18 protein-coding genes and 1 pseudogene are annotated in these 20,305 nt (G+C 73.6%); 8 read left to right on the top strand and 11 right to left on the bottom strand.

Annotated elements, in window-relative coordinates; all coding sequences use genetic code 11:
• Positions 1–325: 325 nt before the first annotated feature.
• A complete protein-coding gene (locus tag ABZ444_RS39775) occupies positions 326–3,619 on the top strand; it encodes a S8 family serine peptidase (protein ID WP_358008814.1) in 3,294 nt (1,097 codons plus the stop codon).
• Positions 3,620–4,147: 528 nt separating this feature from the next.
• Here the strand turns inward: ABZ444_RS39775 and ABZ444_RS39770 are convergent.
• Positions 4,148–4,339 (bottom strand): hypothetical protein, encoded by a 192-nt coding sequence (locus ABZ444_RS39770; RefSeq protein WP_358008812.1) that lies wholly within the window; start codon positions 4,337–4,339, stop codon positions 4,148–4,150.
• A 175-nt stretch (positions 4,340–4,514) separates the two neighbouring features.
• On the opposite strand from ABZ444_RS39770, the gene ABZ444_RS39765 reads away from it, so the two are divergent.
• Positions 4,515–6,164 carry a hypothetical protein gene (locus ABZ444_RS39765; protein ID WP_358008810.1) on the top strand — a complete coding sequence of 550 codons (1,650 nt, stop codon included), beginning with the start codon at positions 4,515–4,517 and terminating at the stop codon, positions 6,162–6,164.
• Positions 6,165–6,545: 381 nt separating this feature from the next.
• Positions 6,546–6,746 (top strand): annotated as a pseudogene (locus tag ABZ444_RS39760) (IS701 family transposase); the annotation flags it as partial.
• 167 nt (positions 6,747–6,913) lie between these two features.
• Here ABZ444_RS39760 and ABZ444_RS39755 read toward each other — a convergent pair.
• Positions 6,914–7,255: an Lsr2 family protein gene (locus ABZ444_RS39755; RefSeq protein WP_358008808.1), complete on the bottom strand. Its 342-nt coding sequence runs from the start codon at positions 7,253–7,255 to the stop codon at positions 6,914–6,916.
• A 574-nt stretch (positions 7,256–7,829) separates the two neighbouring features.
• Between ABZ444_RS39755 and ABZ444_RS39750 the strand changes: the two genes are divergently transcribed.
• On the top strand, positions 7,830–8,561 hold the full coding sequence (locus ABZ444_RS39750; RefSeq protein WP_358008806.1) for an ankyrin repeat domain-containing protein: 732 nt from the start codon (positions 7,830–7,832) through the stop codon (positions 8,559–8,561).
• 103 nt (positions 8,562–8,664) lie between these two features.
• On the opposite strand, the gene ABZ444_RS39745 is transcribed toward ABZ444_RS39750, so the two are convergent.
• From ABZ444_RS39745 to ABZ444_RS39735, 3 genes are all read right to left on the bottom strand, one after another.
• A complete protein-coding gene (locus ABZ444_RS39745) occupies positions 8,665–9,879 on the bottom strand; it encodes a sigma-70 family RNA polymerase sigma factor (protein WP_358008804.1) in 1,215 nt (404 codons plus the stop codon).
• On the bottom strand, positions 9,876–10,244 hold the full coding sequence (locus tag ABZ444_RS39740) for a YciI family protein (RefSeq protein ID WP_358008802.1): 369 nt from the start codon (positions 10,242–10,244) through the stop codon (positions 9,876–9,878). Before ABZ444_RS39740 ends, ABZ444_RS39745 begins: the two co-directional genes overlap by 4 nt.
• A 65-nt stretch (positions 10,245–10,309) precedes the next feature.
• Entirely contained in the window at positions 10,310–10,738 is a 429-nt protein-coding gene (locus ABZ444_RS39735) for an ATP-binding protein (protein WP_358008800.1), read from the bottom strand.
• 187 nt (positions 10,739–10,925) lie between these two features.
• Between ABZ444_RS39735 and ABZ444_RS39730 the strand changes: the two genes are divergently transcribed.
• Complete coding sequence (locus ABZ444_RS39730) at positions 10,926–11,267, top strand: hypothetical protein (RefSeq protein WP_358008798.1); 342 nt, start codon at positions 10,926–10,928, stop codon at positions 11,265–11,267.
• A gap of 34 nt (positions 11,268–11,301) precedes the next feature.
• On the opposite strand, the gene ABZ444_RS39725 is transcribed toward ABZ444_RS39730, so the two are convergent.
• From ABZ444_RS39725 to ABZ444_RS39715, 3 genes are all read right to left on the bottom strand, one after another.
• Entirely contained in the window at positions 11,302–11,619 is a 318-nt protein-coding gene (locus ABZ444_RS39725; protein ID WP_358008796.1) for a transcriptional regulator, read from the bottom strand.
• Positions 11,609–11,863: a hypothetical protein gene (locus ABZ444_RS39720; protein ID WP_358008794.1), complete on the bottom strand. Its 255-nt coding sequence runs from the start codon at positions 11,861–11,863 to the stop codon at positions 11,609–11,611. Before ABZ444_RS39720 ends, ABZ444_RS39725 begins: the two co-directional genes overlap by 11 nt.
• A gap of 113 nt (positions 11,864–11,976) precedes the next feature.
• Positions 11,977–12,546, bottom strand: coding sequence for a helix-turn-helix transcriptional regulator (locus tag ABZ444_RS39715; protein WP_357969641.1), 570 nt, complete (start codon positions 12,544–12,546; stop codon positions 11,977–11,979).
• Positions 12,547–12,593: 47 nt separating this feature from the next.
• On the opposite strand from ABZ444_RS39715, the gene ABZ444_RS39710 reads away from it, so the two are divergent.
• Positions 12,594–13,427: a class I SAM-dependent methyltransferase gene (locus ABZ444_RS39710; protein ID WP_358008792.1), complete on the top strand. Its 834-nt coding sequence runs from the start codon at positions 12,594–12,596 to the stop codon at positions 13,425–13,427.
• Positions 13,428–13,483: 56 nt separating this feature from the next.
• Complete coding sequence (locus ABZ444_RS39705) at positions 13,484–14,659, top strand: acyltransferase (RefSeq protein WP_358008790.1); 1,176 nt, start codon at positions 13,484–13,486, stop codon at positions 14,657–14,659.
• A gap of 6 nt (positions 14,660–14,665) precedes the next feature.
• Here the strand turns inward: ABZ444_RS39705 and ABZ444_RS39700 are convergent, their stop codons facing one another.
• Positions 14,666–15,619: a zinc-binding dehydrogenase gene (locus tag ABZ444_RS39700; RefSeq protein ID WP_358008788.1), complete on the bottom strand. Its 954-nt coding sequence runs from the start codon at positions 15,617–15,619 to the stop codon at positions 14,666–14,668.
• Between the two features lie 78 nt (positions 15,620–15,697).
• Between ABZ444_RS39700 and ABZ444_RS39695 the strand changes: the two genes are divergently transcribed.
• Positions 15,698–16,291, top strand: a complete 594-nt coding sequence (locus ABZ444_RS39695; RefSeq protein ID WP_358008786.1) for a helix-turn-helix domain-containing protein — start codon at positions 15,698–15,700, stop codon at positions 16,289–16,291.
• Positions 16,292–16,323: 32 nt separating this feature from the next.
• Here the strand turns inward: ABZ444_RS39695 and ABZ444_RS39690 are convergent, their stop codons facing one another.
• The gene (locus ABZ444_RS39690) at positions 16,324–18,585 is read right to left on the bottom strand and encodes a SpoIIE family protein phosphatase (RefSeq protein WP_358008784.1); all 2,262 of its coding nucleotides are present in this window, start codon (positions 18,583–18,585) and stop codon (positions 16,324–16,326) included.
• A 19-nt stretch (positions 18,586–18,604) separates the two neighbouring features.
• On the bottom strand, positions 18,605–20,305 hold a 1,701-nt coding region (locus ABZ444_RS39685), incomplete at its 5' end, for a response regulator (RefSeq protein WP_358008782.1).

The following is a 20,305-nucleotide window of genomic DNA, read 5'->3' as shown; positions in this document are numbered from 1 at the left end:
TTGCCGGATTCTGGTGAAGAGGTGGGACGAATATGAGCTTTCCGGTGGCGGTCCGTCTGGTGGGGCCAATTGGCCGGAACGTGACAAACCGGCGGGGTTCTCGGCCAGTTGATCGCTGTCTACACTCCGGTTCGGACGCCAACCCACCCCGCCGACGGGGAGGGGGCGCGGTCCAGCTCGTCACCCACCGGGGAGGGTCATCGATCTCTCCGGCATGCGCGCGTGGGGGTGACATGACGTCCTCGGCCGGGTCCGGCGGTTCGTGCAGCTCCTCGGCCAGGAGGTCTTTGTGTTGTCCCGTTCGTTCTCATCCCGTTTACGCCGGTTGACATCGTTAGCCGTCGGGCTCGGTGTCGTGCTGACCATGAGCCCGGCCGCGGCGCGGGCCACGCCGGCCCCGCCCGACAAATGGCGGTCGGTGCCGCTCACCGGCGCCGAGGTGGTCGAGGGCGCCAAGTCCCCCACCGGCAAGCTCGCCAAGAGCGACGCCGCGCTGCTGAAGGCCACCTCGCCCGCGCCGGTCAACGTCATGGTCAAGCTGGACTACGACTCACTGGCCGCCTACCAGGGCGGGCTGGCCGGGCTGCCGGCCACCAGCCCCGCCGTCACCGGCAAGGCCCTCGACACCAGAAGCGCCGAGGCCAGGAAGTACGGCACCCACATCCAGGACGTCGAGAACGCCTTCCTGGGCGAGCTGGCCAAGAAGGTCCCCGGAGCCGTCGTCGGCCAGCGCGTCAGGACGGTCTACGGCGGCATCGCCCTGCGCGTCCCGGGCAACAAGGTGGCCGACGTGCTGCGGCTGCCCGGCGCGGTCGCCGTCCAGGAGGACAAGCCCCAGCAGCTGCTGACCGACTCCAGCCCCGAGTTCATCGGCGCCGACACCATCTACGGCAAGCTCGGCGGCAGCTCCTCCGCGGGCAAGGGCGTGATCGTCGGCGTGCTCGACACCGGCGCCTGGCCCGAGCACCCGTCCTTCGCCGCCGCCCCCGGCCTGCCCGCCCCCGGGCCCACCAAGGACGGCACGCCGCGCGTGTGCAACTTCGGCGACAACCCACTGACCCCCGCCGGCGACCCGTTCACCTGCAACAACAAGCTGATCGGCGGGCAGCCGTTCATGGAGACCTACAACGCCGTCTACGGCGGCGAGGTCTACGGCGACAGCGCCCGCGACTCCAACGGGCACGGCACCCACACCGCCAGCACCTCCGCGGGCGGCCCGGTCGCCGACGCGAACCCGCTGGGCATCAGCCGCGGCCCGATCCACGGCATCGCCCCGGCCGCCGAGGTGTCGGTCTACAAGGTGTGCGGCGCTCAGGGCTGCTTCCCCTCCGACTCGGCGCAGGCCGTGGCGCGGGCCGTCCTGGACGGCGTACGCGTGATCAACTTCTCGGTCTCCGGCGGCAGCGACCCCTACAGCGACCCGGTCGAGCTGGCCTTCCTCGACGCCTACGCGGCCGGCGTGCTGGTCTCGGCCTCGGCCGGCAACTCCGGGCCCGGCGCCGGCACCACCGACCACCGCGGCCCCTGGGTGACCACGGTGGCCGCCTCCTCGCAGTCCAGGACGTTCCAGTCCACGGTCACGCTGTCCGGCGGCGGCGCCACGGCGACGATCAAGGGCGCGTCCATCACCGCGGGCCTGGCCTCGCCGCTGCCCGTCGTCCTGGCCTCGGCGCCGCCGTACTCGCGCCCGGCGTGCGACGTCCCGGCCCCTCCCGGGATGTTCACCGGGAAGATCGTCGCCTGTGAGCGCACCCCCAACCGCGTGCTGAAGAGCTTCAACGTCAGGCAGGGCGGCGCGGCCGGGATGATCCTCTACAACACCTTCCCGTTCGACGTCTTCACCGACGCCCACTGGCTGCCGTCCGTGCAGGTGGACAAGCCCGAGGCCGACACCCTGCTGGCCTTCCTCGCCGCCCACCCCGGCGCCACCGCCTCCTTCACGCAGGGCGCCAAGTCCACCTGGCAGGGCGACGCGATGGCGCACTTCTCCTCGCGCGGCCCCGGCGGCGACTTCCTCAAGCCGGACGTCACCGCGCCCGGCCAGCACATCATGGCGGGCATGACGCCGACCCCCGAGTCGCCGCTGGAGGGCCCGCCCGGCAACCTCTACCAGGTCATCTCCGGCACCTCGATGTCCGCCCCGCACGTGACCGGCTCGGCGGCGCTGGTGTTCGCCCTGCACCCCACCTGGACGCCCGGCCAGGTCAAGTCGGCCCTGGAGACCACGGCCAGGACGGCGGTCACCAAGCAGGACAGGACCACCCAGGCCGACCCGTTCGACATGGGCGGCGGGCGCATCGACCTGACCAAGGCCGGTGACCCCGGACTGACCCTGGACCAGGACGCCGCCGGCTTCGTCGCCGCGGCCACCGACCCGCTCAACCGGATCGACCTCAACCTGCCCTCGGTGAACGCGCCCACCATGCCCGGCGTCATCACCGCCAAGCGCACCGTCACCAACACCACCGGCTCGTCGCTCACCTTCACCGCCTCCGGCACCACCGTGAGCGGAGCCACCGTCGCCGTGCTGCCGCCGCTGTTCACCGTCGCGCCCGGCAAGAGCGCCAAGCTGAGCATCGTCGTCACCGCGCCGGAACTGCCCGACGGCCAGTACTTCGGCCAGGTCAACCTCAAGCAGGTCGGCGGCTCGCGCGCGCTGCACCTGCCGGTGGCGTTCTACCGCAAGCAGGGCGCGGTGCCGGTCGAGCAGACCTGCGCCCCGGACACCATCGCCAGGAACACCGGCGAGTCCACCTGCACGGTCACCGTACGCAACACCACGTACGAGGACGCCGAGGTGACCGCGCTCAGCACCCTGGACGCCCGCCTGCGCCTCAACAGCGTCACGGGCGCGACCAAGGTCGGCACCCAGGTCGCCACCACCAAGGCGACGCTGGCCGCCACCCAGCCCGCCCGGCCGGCGATCGCGCCCGGCGCCGGACCGGCCGGCTACATCCCGCTGGACGCCTTCGGCGTCACGCCCACCCCGATCGGCGACGAGCAGGCGCTCAACTTCACCGTGCCCGCCTTCCAGTTCGCCGGACGCAGCTACACCCGGCTCGGCGTGACCTCCGACGGCTACAGCGTCGCGGGCGGGGCCACCGGCGACGACGTCTCACCGACGCCGCAGACGCTGCCCGACCCGGCGCGGCCCAACGGCGTGCTCGCCCCGTACTGGACCGACCTGGACGGCACCGCCGCGCCGGGCGTCCTGGCCACGATCCTGACCGACGGGGTCAACGACTGGCTGGTGGTGGAGTGGCGGCTGAACCTCTACGGCACCACCGACCTGAAGGTCTTCCAGCAGTGGATCGGGCTCAACGGCGTGGAGGACGTCAGCTACGCCTACGACCCGGGCAACCTGCCCGGCTCGCCGCCCGCCGGTTACGGCCTGACGGTCGGCGCCGAGAACGCCGAGGGCACCGGCGGCGCCCAGATCTCCGGGCCGCCCACCCAGGATCTGGTCGTCACCAGCACGCCGGGGGCGCCCGGCGGCAGCCTGACGTACTCGATGAAGGTCAAGGGGGTCAGCGCGGGGGTCGGTAAGATCACGACCGTCACCTCGACCCCGCAGGTCAAGGGGATCACCGTCGAAGTGGACAAGATCACCGTCCAGTGACCCGCCGGTGGCCGCGGGCGGCGCACCCGCCCGCGGCCACCGCGGCACGGTTGCCGGCCGAGGGCCGCGGTCGCCGCGCCGTTTTCGCAGGGCGCACAGGCCGTCCGGCTCGGGCAGGACGGCGGGGTCGGCGTGCTGGGCGTGATCGGCGCCCTCATGGCGGTCGCCGCCGGGCTCGATCCGACGTTCCTGGACGCCCTCGGCCCCCAGGGCACGGCTGCCGGCGCCGCTCCAGATGATGATTGCGCAGGTCGTGCCGGCCGTGGGGGCGACCCGGAGCCGCCGCCACGGCCCCGGGTCGTCCAGCAGGAGGGGGTGCGCCGCAGTCGCCGGGGCGCCGGGCGGCGACTCGTGCGGGACGCCGGCCGCCGTCCTGACGCTCACCCCCCGTCCTCGGACACCTCCTCCAGCAGCTCGGTCGGTCCGCCCCTCCGTGCGGCCCACCAGGTGCCGCAGGCGGGCCCGCCACCAGGGGGCGGGCCACACCCCGGCGAGGAGCCCGGCAGGTACCGGCAGCCCGTTCAGCATTCATGACTCCACGGTGGCGCGGCACTCCTTCTCGTGCCCGTCCAGGTGCTCAAGCAGCGCCGCGAACTGCTCACCGGCCCGACTGGACCGCACGGCCCTGGGCGCGGACGCCAGCAGCCGGCCGCCGGTCTTCCTGCAGCGCAGGGGCATGCCGTCCAGCATCAGCTCGTGGCCGCGGCGGCGCGGAGCCACGTGAGGGGAATCGTCATGGCGGCGACTAGGTCAGCGAGCACCGACAATCGTTCCAATCTCGAACGCCGGAGGGTGCTTGATCACGGTTTGGTGTCGCGCGACCGGATGATCTTGACGCGGAAGCACCCATGAGACGTTATTAGAACACATGTTCCCGTCTTGGCAGGAGGCTCTCGTGTCCCCATCCCTGGTTCGCCGATTAGCCGCTTACTGCGGCGCCGCCGGCCTGATCACCGGCCTGCTTACTGTCACGGCCCCCGCCGCCTCGGCGGCTGGCACCACCACCGACCTCGGGGTCGCCGACTCCTACGCCGCGGACTTGGCCGTCGGCGGCGGCCGGGTGTTCGTTCCCGCCGGTGACCGCATCATCGTGGCCGACACTGACGGAAACCTCACCGGTGGCGTCGTCACCGGCCTGCCCGGCGTCCAGCAGCTGGCCCTGAACGCGGACGGCACCCGCCTGTACGCCGCTCTCACCGCCTCGAACGAGGTCGCCGAGATCGACACCGCGAGCCTCGCCGTCACCCGCCGGATCGACCTGTCGGCCCACCCCTGCCCGTCCACCCTGGCGTTGCTGGGCGAGCGGTTGTGGGTGGGGCACGGATGCGACAACGGCCCCGGCGGCGTCGTCGGTCTGGATCTCAGCGCTAGCGCCCCGGCGCCCGTGGCTGTCGGGGGCGAGCACCTGCGGCCGCCCGTGCTTGCGGCCGCCGGCGACACGCTCGTGGTCGGCCAGACCGCCCTGCACCACGCCGACATGCTGGTCTATGACCTCGGCGAGGGCGCTCCCGCGCTGCGCGGCACGATCGACGGCGAGGAGTCGCACATCGACTCCCTGCGCGATCTCACCCTGAGCTCCGACGGCGGCACCCTGTTCAGCGCGGCCGACGCCCCCGGTCACCTCTCCAGGTACGACACCAGGACCCTGGCGGCGACCGGCACCTACGGCGACGGCTGGAACGGGTACCTGTCCGCCGTTGCGCTCGGCTCGGACGGCGCGTACGTCGCGGCCGGAGGCCCGTGGGGCAGCACCGACCTCACCCTCTACGACGCCGCGACGGGCGCGGAGCTGTTCGCCGTCGACCAGCCCGACGCCGAACTGCTCCCGGACGGCGTCGCGTTCTCCGGCACGGACGTCTTCGCGCTGCTGCGCAGCTCCGCGGACCGGCTGCTGCTGTGGCGGGTGACGGGCGTCGCGCTACCGGCCACCAAGCTCACGGTGACGGCCCCCGCAGTCGCGTACGTCGGCTCGCCGATCACCGTCGAGGGGCGGCTCACCGGCGCCGATGGCGAGGCGCTCGGGCTCAAGCCGCTCACGGTGATCCAGTACCTGCCCGGCTGGACGAAAGTGCCGATCACCGGCGTGACGACGCGGCAGGACGGCACGTTCACCTTCCAGGACACGCCCGTCTTCGAGCTGCCGCCGTACGTCGGCGAGGTGATCTACTGGGTGTTCTGGGACGGCGACGACGGCCATCGCCGCAGCAGCGTCTCCGGCCTCGTGACGGTCAAGCGCGAAGCCACGCTCACCCTGACAGGGCCACAGTCCGGCGTCGCCGGCACGGCCGTGGAGCTGAGCGGTGTCCTGACGGAGGGCGGCAGGCAGCCCTCTCCGGGGGCCACGCTCACCGTGCAGCGCACCCTGTACATCAAGGGCACCAGCGGTAAGACCGTCAAGCTCCCGCCGGTGAGGGTGAACGCCGACGGCACGTACACGTTCACCGACACGCCCGCCAACGTCGGCAGGTACAGCTACCTCGCAAGCTATGCGGGGGACGGCGGCACCGGACCGGCCCAGGCCACCCATCAGATCATCGTCAAGTAACCCGACGACCGGTGCCCGGCCGCCGGGCACCTCGGCCGGGATCCGGTGGTGACTCACCAGGCCCTGACGGTTCCGGTAGCCCATGACTGCTACTTCGGTGACAGTTCGCGATCTTGTGGGATCGGGTCACGTGGCAACGGCCACCGCATGATCATTCGGAGTTCGTGAAGACGACCAAAGATCGGGCGGTGGCCGCGCGCCAAAGCGTAGACCCTGACGGCTGGATGGTCACCAAACGAGCTGATGGCCCGGGTTGCCCGCCACTTCGGCCGCGTCGAACCACACCGCGCCGCCACCGCCTACGTACGTGCCCTGCTGGCCGACATCGACCGCAAGAACTGCTGAAACCCGGCCGCCCCCGAATGGCAGCCGCTCATGGCCTTGGTCGAGATCGCCGGTATCCGCTGGGCGGTCGAGGAGTCCTTCCAAGCCGCCAAGGGCCAGGTCGGGCTGGACCACTACCAGGTCCGCGGCTGGACGGCCTGGCAGCGGCACATCACCCTGGCCATGCTCGCCCTGGCCCTCCTGACAGCCATCGCCGCCGCCCAACCGCCCAGCGTCACCGACGACCGCATCCCTTGACCTTGCCCGAGATCCGCCGGCTGCTGACGGCACTCGTACTGACCAAGCACCGCTCCATCACGGACATTCTGCGCTGGTCGGATTGGCGCCGCCGACACCAGGCCACTGCCCGACACTGCCACTACCAGCGCAGATCCGAGCAACGATCGCGAAGTGTCGCTGGAGTACTAGTGGGCGGCCTCGTACTTCTCGACCACCGAGGCGGCGATGCGGCCGCGCTCGCTGACGGGCAGACCGTTGGCCTTGGCCCACTGCCGGATCTCCGAAGACTTCTCCCGGCTCAACGCGCGGCTGCCGGTGACGGCCGCCCGGCGCCCGCGCGCACCGCGATCCACGCGAACAGGACGGGCCTTCACGATGAAGGGCGCCAGTGCTTTCCGCAGCGCGTCCGCCTTCTCCTCATGAAGGTCAATCTCGTAGCTGCTGCCATCGAGTGCAAAGACGACGGTCTCATGAGCCTCCCCACCGTCTACATCGTCGATGAGAATCTCTTGAATCTGCTTAGCCATGGTGGCACTCCATGCTCGATACGGTTGTTGCGTACTGTAGCGCCCTTCAGTAGCGTGCGGGCAACTTACCTCGGCCCGGCGCCGGTGAACGAGGAGAACTCGCCGGGCACACCGCCTGTCAAAGGCATTTCAAACGCGGCCGGAACCGCGCGTGCCCAGGGTGTCACGGCGGCTTCCTTGCGTATCCCACCTGCGAATGCCCATGTCAGGATCCTGGTCGCAGGGCGGGCGGGTGGCCGCGGTGGACACCCGGTCGCCCGGTGCGCGCACGCGGACGGGGCAGGCGCGGGAAGGCGGCAGCTGCGGTGGCGCGCATCTTATCGAAGATGAATTCAAAGGTGTGCTTCAATGTGTCCGCGCCGCTCCGGCGTGCGTGTCGCCGTCGGTTCCCGGCTTCGGCACACGGTTTTCCGGCGCCCCGCGAGCTGTGCGCCGGCCGGCCCCTATGGCGTCAACTCCGGGCAAGCCGCAGAAGTGCAAGTGCGAATGGGACGGGCCCCGGCCGCCTTCTGTCCGTTTATTTCCGGCCGATTTATCGGCGCCGGGACGGGCCGGGGCGCGTGACAATGGGCCCATGCGCTACCTGGATGCGGCGGACCCGCTGGCGGTGTCGGCGGCGGAGGCCGTCCGGCTCGGTGACCTCGACGGCGTACGGCGGCTGCTGGCCGGGCATCCCGAGCTGGCCCGCGTCCGGCTGGGCGAGGCGGACGGGGTGTCCCGGACCCTCCTGCACGTCCTCACCGACTGGCCGGGCCACGTGCCGCGCGGTCCCGCCGTCGTACGCGAGCTGGTCACGGCCGGGGCCGAGGTGGACGCCCGCTTCGCCGGCCCGCACGCCGAGACGCCGCTGATGTGGGCCGCGAGCTGCGACGACGTCCCCGTGCTCGACGCCCTGCTGGACGCCGGAGCCGACGTCGAGGCCACCGGCGCGGTGATCGGCGGCGGCACGGCGCTGTCGGACGCGTGCGCGTTCGCTCAGTGGGAGGCCGCCCGCCGCCTCGTCGAGCGCGGCGCGTCCACGCGGTTGTGGGAGGCCGCCGCCCTCGGGCTCATGGACCGGGTCGCGGCGGCGTTCGAGGCCGGGACGCCGTCGCGGGCGGAGGTGACGCAGGGATTGTGGGCGGCTTGCCACGGCGGGCGGTCGCAGGCCGCGGCGTTCCTCCTGGAGCGCGGCGGCGACCTCGGCTGGGTGGGCTACGACGAGCTCACCCCGCTGGACGCCGCCCGCCGCGCCGGCGCCGACGACCTGGCGTCCTGGCTCACCGCACGCGGCGCCCGCCCGGGACCCCGAAACCCCGCCGGCTGACCCGCTCAGGCCCCGGCACCCCCCGCCGGCCGGCCCTCGCTCAGGCCCCGCCACCCCGCCCGCTGACCTCCGCTCAGGCCCGGCACCGTCGGCCGGCCCCGGTTCAGGCCCCCGCGTCGCGCGCGGACTCGGTGGCGCGGGTGAGGAGGGCGCGGCGTTCCTGGTCGCTGTGGGCGACGGCGGCGGCCCGCCGGAACAGCGCCGCCGCGCGGGCCGGGTCGCCGTCGCGGGCGGTGAGGTCGGCCTCGGCGGCGATGGCCAGCGGATGGCCGTCGAGCTCGGCGCGGGAGCGCTCCAGCAGCGCGAGCCCGGCCCGCGGCCCGTGGGCGTACCCGTGCGCGACGGCCCGGTTGAGCTCCACCACGGGAGTGGGGTGGAGCAGGGCCAGCTCGTCGTAGCAGCGGGCGATCCGCGACCAGTCGGTGCCGGGCAGCGAGGACGCCGTGGCGTGGCAGGCGGCGATGCGGGCCTGGAGCCCGTACGGGCCGCCGCCCTCGACGGCGGCCAGCAGGGCGAGCCCCTCGCCGATCGCGGCCCGGTCCCAGCGGGAGCGGTCCTGCCGGTCGAGGGGCACCAGGTCGCCGGCGGCGTCGCGGCGGGCGTCCCGGCGGGAGTGCTGCAGGAGGAACAGCGCCAGCAGCGCCGTCACCTCCTCCTGCTCCGGCATGAGCCGCCGCAGCAGCCGCGCCAGCCGGATCGCCTCCTCGGCGAACGCGGGCTCGCCGCCGGCGTCGTAGCCCTGCGTGAACAGCAGGTAGAGGACGGCCAGCACCCCGGGCAGCCGCTCGGCCAGCGCCGCCCCCCGCGGCACCCGGTACGGGATGCCCGCCTCGGCGATCTTCCGCTTGGCCCTGGTCAGCCGCCGGGTCATCGCCGACTCGGTGACCAGGAAGGCGCGGGCGAGGTCGGCGGTGGGCACGCCGCAGATCGTCCGCAGCGTCAGCGCCACCCGCGACTCCAGCGCCAGCGCCGGATGGCAGCACGTGAAGACGAGCCGCAGCCGGTCGTCCACGACCTCCTCCTCCCGCCCGTCGCCGGGCCCGTCCTGGACGGTCAGGGCGAGCGCCGCCAGCTCGGCCAGCTTGCGGCGCTCGATCGAGACGCGGCGCAGCGCGTCGATCGCGCGGTTGCGCGCCACCGTCATGAGCCAGCCGCCCGGGTTGGACGGCACGCCCTCCTCCGGCCACCGCCGCACGGCCAGCGCCAGCGCCTCCTGGGCGCAGTCCTCGGCGAGGGTCCAGTCGCCGGTGACCCGGATGAGGGCGGCGACGATCCGCGGGTACGCCTCCGCCGCCGCCTCCTCCAGGTGTCGTCTCACTGCTCGAAATCGGCGAACGGCCGCAGCTCCAGCCGTCCGTGCCTGGCCATCGGGTGGCTGCGGGCGACTTCGACGGCCTCGTCGAGGTCGGCGCATTCGAGCAGGTCGAAGCCCACGATCACCTCCTTGGTCTCGGCGAACGGCCCGTCGGACAGGACCAGCTCGCCGCGGCGCACGCGCACGGTGGTCGCGGCCGACTCCGGCGCCAGCACCGCGCCGCGCACCCGCCGCCCGCGGGCGTCGTTCTCGGCCACCCACGCCTCGACGTCGGGCAGGTTCTCCTGGTCGGTGTCGGGCTCGGTGTCGGTGCAGACGAACATCATGTACTTCATCTCGCGCTCCTCGGTCGGACGGCGTCTCACCATGGTGACGAACGGGACCGACGGAACCGGACGACGTCCCCGAGATTTTCGCGGAGAGAGAAGGAGGGTCAGGCCGGCACGGCGCGGCGCGCGTCCAGGCGGCCGGCCCGGCGACGGGTCCGCAGGTCGAGGGTCAGCAGCGAGCCGAGCCCGGTCTGCTCCAGCAGGACCTCGTCGCAGAGCTGCTGGATGACCCACAGGCCGTACCCGTGGGAGGCGGTCGGGTCGAGGCGGGCCGAAGCCAGGTGCTCGTGGGTGAGCCGGCCGGCGACGTCGAGGATCTCGACGACCACGCCGTCGGCGCTGCCGCGGGAGGTCACCATGCCCGTCCGGCCGCCGTGGTCCAGCACGTTGGTGACCGCCTCGTTGACCGCCACCACCAGGTCCTCCAGCCGGTCGCCGGGCAGCCCGCAGTGGCGGCCGTGGACGCGGATCAGGTCCCGGAGGAGGGCAAGGTCAGTGCTGATGGGGCACTGCAGCTCGAACTGAAGGGTCATGATCGTCTCGCGTGGCGGGGTCGGATGGGGTGGCGGGCCGGTCTCCAGCTTTCCCACCGGCGGCCACTCAAACGTGTACCGTCCCGTTCGCGAGTCGGCGGCATGAGGGGCGCAGGACCGGGTAGCGCCATAAGTGCAGAAACTTCCGGCACTCCCACGGTCCCGAGACGAACCCGGAGGCTGACGAATGCGGCATGGCGACGGCGACCAGAGCACGGGCATCGACCATCGCAAGGGGAACGGGCAGATCACGGGAAGCGGCGGGCTGGGCAGGGCCGCGTTGTGGCCGGCCTCGGTGCTGACCGCGGCGGTGACCGCCGACCTGCTGCGGCGCCGGTTCGCGCCGGCCCGGCTGCGGCTGGCGGAGGCCGCGACCGGGCTGCTCGAACGTACGGGTGTGCGCCCCGCCAGGCCGCGCCTCACCGACCGGGAGCGGCTGGACCGCCAGTTGCTGACCTGGCGCCAGGCCCATCCGGAGACCCCGTGGTCCAGCGGCCGCGTGGGCCCGGCCGGGACCGGCGGCGGCTGACCCGGCGCCCCCGTAGGGTCCGAGGACGCCCGGGTCAGGCGGGGCCCGCGGCGCTCCGGCGGGCCGTCTCGGCGATCGCCCGGAGCGCGTCGAGGTGCCCGGCCAGCGCGCGGCGGCCCTCCTGGGTCAGGGAGAGCCACGTGCGGGGGCGCTTGCCGACGTAACCCTTGCGCACGTGCACGTAGCCGGCCTCCTGAAGGGCGGAGACGATCCGGCTGACGCTGGCGTCGGAGATCTCGGCGTAGTCGCGGACCGCGGCGAACTCCGCCTCCAGCGCGCCCGACAGGAACGCCATGACGGTCAGCCGGGTGGGGTGCTGGATGACCTCGTCCAGCCGGGGGTCAGCGGTCATGTCCGTCCCGTGCCGTGACCGCCCACAGCGCGACCCCGCCCAGCACGGCGGCGCACGCCGCGCCCGCGCCCTGCCCGAACGGGACGGCGGCGAGCCAGCCCAGGCCATAGGCGGCGGCGGGGCCGAGCTGGTTCATCAGCCGGCGGGGGAGCGGGCCGCCCGGCATGGTGACGACCCCGCCGCGGCTGATCACCGCCGCGTGCACGGCCAGGAAGGCCACCAGGGCCACTATTCCCGCCGCCATCACCGGGACCCGCTGTGCCCAGGGACCGGTCAGTAGACCGAAACCGGCCGCGAACAGCAGCCCGCGCGCCGGTGCGAACCAGCCGGGAGCGGCTGGCCGCGAACGAGCCGCGGCTACGCCTGGCCCGCGTGCAGGTGGGAGCGCTCGCCGTCGTGGTCGAAGATGGTGAGCAGCTCCACGGGCCCGTCGTGGGCGCCGACGGCGTGCGGGGTCATGGTCGAGAACTCGGCCGCGTCGCCCGCCGGCACCAGGACGGTCCGCTCGCCCAGCAGCAGGCGGGCCGTCCCGGACAGGACGGTGAACCATTCGCGGCCGGGATGCGCCTGCGGTTCGAGCGGCCGGTCGGGGGTGATGCGCAGCTTGGCCACCGTGACGCCGTGCAGCGAACGTTCCCGGGACAACAACCACACGGTCATCCCCGGATGGTCGCAGGGGAGCGGCCGGATCACCACGTCGTCGTCCTCGGTGGACTCGACCAGCTGGTCGAGCGTCGTGCCGAGGGCCCGCGCGATGGGGACGAGCTGGTCGAGGGCGATCCGGCGGTGGCCGGTCTCGATGCGGCTCAGGTTGGACGGGCTCAGCCGGCACCGCGCGGCCAGGGCGTCGAGCGACCAGCCCCGGGCCAGCCGCAGACCGCGGATGCGCCGGCGGACCACTGCGTCCAGGTCGACTTCTTGCGTCATAGGCAAGAGTGTATGTCGCAGGCGCAGGAGCCCCCTACGGTGAAGGCATGGAAGCACATCCCCACCACGGACATCCGCACGGACATCACCATGGCGACGTCTCAGCCGTGGCCGACCTGCTCGACCTGGACGCCGAAGTGCTCGGCCCGTTCCTGGACGAGCTGACCGCCTGGGTCGGCGAGCAGGCCGCCCGGCCCCCGCGGACGGTCGCCGACCTGGGCGCCGGCACCGGAACCGGCACGCTGGCCCTGGCCCGGCGGTTCGCCGCCGCCGAGATCGTCGCGGTCGACCGGTCGCCGGTCATGCTCGACCGGCTGCGCGCGGCGGCGCTCGGCCAGGGGCTGGGGGAGCGGGTGCGGGTGCTCCAGGCCGACCTGGACGCGGCCCTGCCGCCGCTCGGCAGGCCCGACCTGGTGTGGGCGGCGGCGTCGCTGCACCACGTCGAGGAGCCGGCGCGGCTGCTCCGCGAGGTGCACGCCGCGCTGCGCCCCGGCGGGCTGCTGGCGGTCGTCGAGATGGACGGCATGCCGCGCTTCCTGCCCGACGCGGCCGGGGCGGCGCTGGAGGCGCGCTGCCGGGAGGCGCTGGCGGGCACCGGCCCGAACCCGTACCCGGACTGGGGGCCGTTCCTGGCGGCGGCCGGGTTCGAGGTGGCCGCGCGGCGCGACTTCCCGATCGAGGTGCGCCCGGCGCCGCCGGGCGCCGTCCGCTACGCGCGGGCCGTGCTGAGCGGCTACCGGTCGCGGCTCGCCGGGCGCCTGGCCGCCGACGACCTCGCCGCCCTGGACCGGCTGCTCTCCGGCGACTCGCCGGAGTCGCTCCGCCGTCGTGAGCTCGTCGTGCGCGGCACCCGGACCGCCTGGGCGGCCCGCCGCCCCTGACCCGCCGGGGGGTGAGGAGCCCGGATGCTGCCCGCGGGACCGATACGTTGGGGTGCGTGACGACTGCTCCCATGGGCACCCCCCAGGTCGTTCATCCAAAGGCGTCCAGGCTCGCCTGGCTGGACGCCCTGCGCGGCATCGGCGCGCTCGCCGTCGTGGGCGAGCACCTGACCACCTGGGCCATGCCGTGGCTGCGCCCGACCTTCTTCAACCTGGGCGTGTACGGCGTCCTGGTGTTCTTCCTGGTCAGCGGCTACATCATCCCGTCGTCACTGGAGCGGCACGGCGACGTGCGCGCCTTCTGGATCGGCCGCGCCTTCCGCCTCTACCCGCTCTACCTCGCCGTCATCGCCGTGGTCCTGGCCCTGTCCTGGTGGATCCCGGTACGCGCGGAGGTGCCCAGGGACATCTCCTCGGCCGCGGCGCACGCCACGATGCTGCTGGACGTCGTCGGCGTCGCCGGGGTGATGAACACGATGTGGACGCTCTCCTACGAGATGGTCTTCTACCTGATGGTCACCGCCCTGTTCGTGACCGGCGTCAGGGACCGGCGCGGCCTGGTCGCCGTCGCGTTCGGGGTGACCGCGGTCGTGGCCGGCCTCGCGCTGAGCGCGGCGCCGCTGACCGGCGGCTGGCTGGCGTGGGCGTCGTTCGCGGTGTTCGCCGCCGGGCTGGCCTGCGTCGTCTCCGGGCGGCTGCGCAACGTGGCGGCGTCCGCGCTCGGCGTCATGGCCCTGGCCCTGCTGCTGCTGAGCAGCCGCGTCCCGTGGTTCGGGGCGGCGATCCTCGCGGTCATGTTCACCGGCACGGCGATCCGCCGGTGGGAGAGCGGCCAGGGCTCCCTGTGGCCGGTGGCCCTGGCCGCCTCGCTGGTGACGGTCGCCCCCGTCCGGGCGCTCAGCGCCGGGTGGTGGTGGGTGCAGCCGGACGTGTGGGGGACGACCGTCGCCCTGGCCGGGCTCACGTTCGCGGCCGGTCTGGCCTGGCGGGCCCGCCGGGTGCCCGCCGTGCTCACCTGGCTCGGGCTGATGAGCTACTCCCTCTACCTGGTGCACCTGCCGGTGCTCCTCGTGGTGATGGAGGTGGCGGGGGAGATGCGCTGGTCGCCGCTGCCCCTGCAGATCGGCGTCAGCGTGCTCTTCCTCGCCCTCGTGCTGCCGGGCAGCCGGCTGACCTACCGGTTCCTCGAACGCCCGATGCAACGGCTCGGCCGCCGCCTGACCGCCTCCTAGCGGCTCCTACCGGCGCGGGTCGAGCACGAGCTTGCCGATCGTACGCCGTTCCCTGAGCTCCGCGTGCACCTGCCGCACCTCCGACATCGGACGGTCCCCGCCCGCGACCACCCGCAGCCCGCCCGCGATCACCTGCGCCGCCATCTCCGCGTACGCCCCGGCCAGGACGGCGGGCCGCTGGAAGGCGTTGAGCAACCAGAAGCCGCTGACGGTCGCCGAACGGGGCTGGAGCGCGCGCGGTGAGACCGGCTGCGGCTCCACCCCGCCCGCCATCCCGTAGAAGGCGAGCCGGCCGAACGGCGCCAGCGCCGCCAGGCTCTGGTCGGTGACCCGGCCGCCGGTCATCTCCAGGACCACGTCCACGGGCTCGCCGCCGTTGGCCGCGCGCAGCGCCGCGGTGAGGTCGTCGGCGGCCGGGTCGACGGCGGCGTCCGCGCCCAGCGACAGGGCGAGCTCCCGCTTGGCGGGCGTGCTCGCCGTGGCGATCACCCGGCCCGCGCCCGCCGCCCTGGCGAGCTGCACCGCCAGCGAGCCGACGCCGCCCGCCGCCGCGTGCACGACCACGCTCTCCCCGGCCTGCACCCGGCCGGTGTGGCGGACCAGCCACCACGCGGTCAGCCCCTGGGCCAGCAGGGCCACCGCCGCGACGTCGTCGAGCTCCTCGGGCACCGGGAAGGCGGACGCCCGCGGGATCGCGGCCTTCTCGGCGTACCCGCCGCGCTCCAGCATGGCGGCCAGGCGGCGGCCGTCGGCGGTCCTGCCGACGACCTCGCCACCCGGGACGACCGGCAGCGTGGTCGCGGCCAGGTAGGCGTTCTCGCGCATCAGCGTGTCGGCGAAGTTCACGCCGCAGCGCGAGACGTCCACGACGACCTGGCCGGGGCCGGGCATGGGGTCGTCCACCTCCCGTACCCGCACGACCTCGGGACCGCCGAACTCGGTGATCTGCACGGCTCGCATGACAACTCCAGAGGGATCCAGTTCCAGATGGTACTGAGTACCATAAGGGACGCCGTCCGCAAGCGCTAGACTGGGCCCGTGACCGAGTCCTCCCTGCGCGCCCGCAAGCGGCGGCGAGCCCGCGACGAGATCATCGAGGCGGCCTACCGGCTCTTCGCCGAGCGCGGCTACGACGAGGTGACGGTCGCCGACATCGCCGAGCGCGCCGAGGTGGGCCGCACCACGTTCTTCCGCTACTTCGGCGACAAGCAGGAGGTCGTCTTCGCAGGGGAGCACGACTGGCTCGACGGCCTGGCCGCCCACCACCGCGAGCTGCGCGGCGACCGCCCGCCCGGCCTGCCCGAGGCGCTCGCCCAGGTGCGCGAGCTCACCCTCGCGCTGTGCGCCAGGGCCACCCTCGACCCCGGCCGCTACGTCCTGCGCGAACGGCTGGTCGCCGACCATCCCGAGCTCGGCGACCGTACGGCGCGCAAGCAGCGCCGCTTCGCCGAGACGATGACCGAGATCCTGCGCGAGCACGGCGCCACCCCCGAGACGGCGGCCCTGGCCCCGCAGCTCGCGCTGGCCTGCTACACCGCCGGCCGCGCCGTCGCCGGTGACGACCCGGCGGCGCTGGCCCCGAGCGTGGCCGCGGCCTTCGACCGGCTCGGCCTCCTCCCGCCCGCCGCCTGACCCGCCGCCATCGGCCCCTTCGCGTGCCCGGCTCAGCGCACGTGCACGCCGATCAGGCAGGTGTCGTCGTCGGTGTCGGAGTTGCAGTGGGTGAGCAGGTCGTCGAGCCGGTGGTCGAGGGTCGCGGCCGTACGCGAGGCGACGGCCAGCAGGCGGTCCTGGGCGTGGCGCAGGTTGTGGTCGCGCCGCTCGATCAGGCCGTCGGTGTAGAGCAGCAGCGTGTCGTCGGCCTCCAGCTGCAGCCGGCCCTCCTCGTAGACGGCGTCGGCGAACGCGCCGAGCAGCGGCCCCTTGACCATCGGCAGCTCCGTGCCCTGCGCGCCGCGCAGCAGGATCGGCGGCAGGTGCCCGGCCCTGGCCCAGCGCAGGACGCGGGTGGCGGGGTCGTACAGGCCGCAGATCGCGGTCGCCGTCATGCGGTCGGCGAGGTGGCGGGCGACCAGGTTGAGCCAGCTCAGCAGCCGGGCCGGGCCCGCGCCGGTGGTGGCCAGCCCGCGCAGCGCGTTGCGCAGCACCACCATGCCCGTGGCGGCCTCGACGCCGTGCCCGGCCACGTCGCCCACCGACAGCAGGATGCACTCCGACGGCAGGACGACCGCGTCGTACCAGTCGCCGCCGACCAGGTCCTCCTTCTGCGCCGGACGGTAGCGGACCGAGATGCGCAGCCCGAAGGAGTCCATGCGGCCGTGCGAGGGCGGCATGATGGCGTGCTGGAGCTGGAGGGCCAGGCGGTTGCGGGCGGCGGACTGCCGTTCGGTGTGGGCCAGCCTGTCGCGGGTCACCGCCAGCGCGACCTCCGTCCAGTGCTGGGGCGAGACGTCCTGGTAGGCCCCCCGCAGCGCGGTCAGCCGGCCGTCCGGGGCGAACACCGGCTCGGCCACCACGCGCAGATGGCGGGCCACCCCGTCGGGGCGTTCGAGCCGGAACGCCGTCGCCGCCGGCCGCCGGTGATGCAGCACCGTGCGCAGGAAGAGGCCCACGGCCACCTCGTCGTCGCGGTGCACGTGGTCGCGCAGGCGTTCCAGCGGGACCGGCCGGGCGTCCGGCGGCAGGCCGTACAGGGAGAACATCTGGGCGTTCCACATGATCTGGCCGGTGAGCGCGTTCTCCTCGAAGCCGCCGATGCGGCCCAGACGCTGGGCGTGCTCGAGCAGGCGGGCCTGGTCGTCGTGGTCGCGCCGGACGAGCAGCACGCTCCCACCGTGGCGGGTGATGCTCACCTCGGCCGTGGCGGCCGCGGTGAAGGGCATGTCGGTGGCGCGGAACGGCTCGCCGGTGGCGTGCACGTGCTCGATCCTGGCCAGCAGCTCCCCGGCCGCGAACGGGTACGCCTCCAGCAGCAGCCCGCCCGCCCGCACCGCCGCCGACCCGTTGGCGTGGTGGACGCGGAAGTCGGCGATGTGGCCCTGCGGATCGAGGTGCGGCACCAGGACGAGCGCCGGGTCGGACATGGAGTCGGCCAGGGCGGCCAGCTCGGCCAGGGCGGCGCCGGCGCGCGCGGGCGGGCCGGGGAAGTTCAGGGTGAGGGCGCACAGGTCGGCCAGCGCCTCGATCTGGCGTTCCATCCTGGGCGTGGGCTCGGGACAGCCGCCCGGCCAGCAGATCTCCAGGACGCCGAGCACCCGTCCGCCCAGCCGGGCCAGCGCGGTGACGCGGCCGCCGGTCAGCTGGTGGCGGCCGATCGAGGGCGGCCCCTGCGTGGTGTGCCACAGCGTGCGGCGTTCGATCAGCGTGCTGGTGGCGGGCGTGACCAGGCCCGGCGGGACCTGCCGCCAGAGCCCGGCCTCCTCGGCGCTGAAGCCCGCGTGCCCGGCCAGCGTCAGCGACGTGTCCGGCCCGGCCGCCCACACCGCGACCGCCGTCGCGCCGATGGGCAGCAGGGCCGTCTCCAGCACGGCGTGGGCCGCCGCCTGCACGTCCGTGGCGCCGAGCGCGGCGCTCTCGGCCGTCCGCAGCCGCACCGCCGCCTCCGCGTGCCCGGCAAGCGGCTCGGGACCGCCGTCGAGCCCGGCGGCGTCGGTCAGGGACGCGTCGGCGATGGAGTCGTCGGCGGCCCGGTTCACGACGTCGGCCGCCAGCTCGGCCTGCGACCGCCCGGTCCTGGCCGCGAGCGTGGCGAGCTGGTCGGCGGCCTGCGCCGGGGCGCAGCGCAGGCGTTCGACCAGGATGCCCTTCGCCAGCTCGACCAGCGCGCGGTCGTCGGCGGCGCGGCGGACCTCGTGCAGCTCGGCGCGCAGGCGTTCGACGGTTGCGGCCAGCCTGGCCAGGCCCGTCTCCTCGGCTGAACTCCCCATGGCGCGAATCCTCATCGGGTCAGGCCGGATCCATCCAGCGCTGGATGCGTCCGATCAGCTGGTCGGCGTCGACCGGTTTGGTGACGTAGTCGCTGGCTCCGGCCGCCAGCGACTTCTCCTGGTCGCCCGGCATGGCCTTGGCCGTGACCGCGATGATCGGCAGGTCGGCGTAGCCGGGCATCTCGCGGATCGTCTCGATCGCCGTGTAGCCATCCATCTCGGGCATCATCACGTCCATCAGGATCAGGTCCGTCTCGGGGTGGGCCGTCAGCGTGTCGATGCCCTTGCGGCCGTTCTCGGCGTGCAGCACGTCGATGCCGTGGATCTCCAGCATGCTGGTCAGCGCGAACAGGTTGCGCGCGTCGTCGTCCACCACCAGGACCGTGCGCCCGGACAGCGTGTCGTCGATCTCCCGGCCCGACGCCGCGCCCACCGTCCGGGACCTGACCAGCGGCAGCACGTCGCCGGGCTGGTCGGCGGTCAGGTGCAGGGCGATGCGCTCGCGCAGCTCGTCGAGGCTGGACAGCAGCTCCAGCGGCCGGTCGCCGATGCGCGCCTCCTGCGACGGGCCGGAGCGCCAGTTGTTGTAGGCCAGCACCGGGACGCCGTGCAGCCCCGGATCGCCGTCCATGGCCTCCAGCAGGCCGTAGGCGGCCCGGTCGGGCAGGTCGAGGTCGAGCACGACGCAGTGGCACGGCTCGGCGGACAGCAGGCTCGCCGCCTCCTCCGCGCCCGTCGCCTCGACCACCTGGACGGTCCCGCCCAGCGGGTCGGGCGACCCGGCCAGGCCGCTCACCACGCTCTCGGTCACCAGCGACAGCAGCCCGTGCGGGCGTTCCTCGATCACCAGCAGCCGCCGGGGCCGACCGGCCACCGGCAGCGCGACGGCCGCGGGCGCGCCGCCGGTCGCGTGCCCCTCGGCGCCGGGCTGGGCGACCGGCAGGTAGAGGGTGAACACGCTGCCCTGGCCCGGCGTGCTCTGGACGATGATCGCGCCGCCGAGCAGGTAGGCGATCTCGCGGCTGATGGACAGGCCGAGGCCGGTGCCGCCGTACTTGCGGCTGGTCGTGCCGTCGGCCTGCTGGAACGCGCCGAAGATCACTTCGAGCTGCTGCTCGGGGATGCCGATGCCGGTGTCCATGACGCGCACGGCGATGGCGGGGGCGTGCGGGCGCACCGAGGCGGGCAGTTCGCCGTGCGCGGCCGGCTCGATGCGCAGTTCGACGCCTCCGGTCTCGGTGAACTTGACCGCGTTCGACAGCAGGTTGCGCAGCACCTGGCGCAGCCGCGAGTCGTCGGTGAGCAGGTCGGCGGGCACGCCCGGCCCGGTGGTGATCCGGAAGTCGAGGTTCTTCTGCGACGTCATCGGCCGGAACGTGGCCTCGACGTAGTCGAGAAGCTGCCGCAACGGCACCCATTCGGGGTTGATGTCCATCTTGCCCGCCTCGACCTTGGACAGGTCGAGGATGTCGTTGATCAGCTGGAGCAGGTCCGAGCCCGCGGAATGGATGATCCCGGCGTACTCGACCTGCTTGGGCGTCAGGTTGCGCGTGTGGTTCTGGGCCAGCAGCTGGGCCAGGATGAGCAGCGAGTTGAGCGGCGTGCGCAGCTCGTGGCTCATGTTGGCCAGGAACTCGCTCTTGTACGTCGAGGCCAGCGTCAGCTGGTGGGCGCGGTCCTCCAGCTCCTGCCTGGCCTGCTCGATCTCCAGGTTCTTGGT

Origin of the sequence: Nonomuraea sp. NPDC005730 (assembly GCF_040630865.1) — a bacterium.
Lineage (GTDB): Bacteria > Actinomycetota > Actinomycetes > Streptosporangiales > Streptosporangiaceae > Nonomuraea.
This window is presented reverse-complemented; position numbering and strand designations above follow the sequence as displayed.

What these genes read in the sequence shown, in the direction of transcription:
- ABZ444_RS39725 (WP_358008796.1), bottom strand. Translation starts at nt 11,619, where the DNA reads ATGACCGCTGACCCCCGGCTGGACGAGGTCATCCAGCACCCCACCCGG.
- ABZ444_RS39730 (WP_358008798.1), top strand. Translation starts at nt 10,926, where the DNA reads ATGCGGCATGGCGACGGCGACCAGAGCACGGGCATCGACCATCGCAAG.
- ABZ444_RS39700 (WP_358008788.1), bottom strand. Translation starts at nt 15,619, where the DNA reads ATGCGAGCCGTGCAGATCACCGAGTTCGGCGGTCCCGAGGTCGTGCGG.
- ABZ444_RS39715 (WP_357969641.1), bottom strand. Translation starts at nt 12,546, where the DNA reads ATGACGCAAGAAGTCGACCTGGACGCAGTGGTCCGCCGGCGCATCCGC.
- ABZ444_RS39690 (WP_358008784.1), bottom strand. Translation starts at nt 18,585, where the DNA reads ATGGGGAGTTCAGCCGAGGAGACGGGCCTGGCCAGGCTGGCCGCAACC.
- ABZ444_RS39740 (WP_358008802.1), bottom strand. Translation starts at nt 10,244, where the DNA reads ATGGTGAGACGCCGTCCGACCGAGGAGCGCGAGATGAAGTACATGATG.
- ABZ444_RS39720 (WP_358008794.1), bottom strand. Translation starts at nt 11,863, where the DNA reads ATGGCGGCGGGAATAGTGGCCCTGGTGGCCTTCCTGGCCGTGCACGCG.
- ABZ444_RS39735 (WP_358008800.1), bottom strand. Translation starts at nt 10,738, where the DNA reads ATGACCCTTCAGTTCGAGCTGCAGTGCCCCATCAGCACTGACCTTGCC.
- ABZ444_RS39755 (WP_358008808.1), bottom strand. Translation starts at nt 7,255, where the DNA reads ATGGCTAAGCAGATTCAAGAGATTCTCATCGACGATGTAGACGGTGGG.
- ABZ444_RS39710 (WP_358008792.1), top strand. Translation starts at nt 12,594, where the DNA reads ATGGAAGCACATCCCCACCACGGACATCCGCACGGACATCACCATGGC.
- ABZ444_RS39750 (WP_358008806.1), top strand. Translation starts at nt 7,830, where the DNA reads ATGCGCTACCTGGATGCGGCGGACCCGCTGGCGGTGTCGGCGGCGGAG.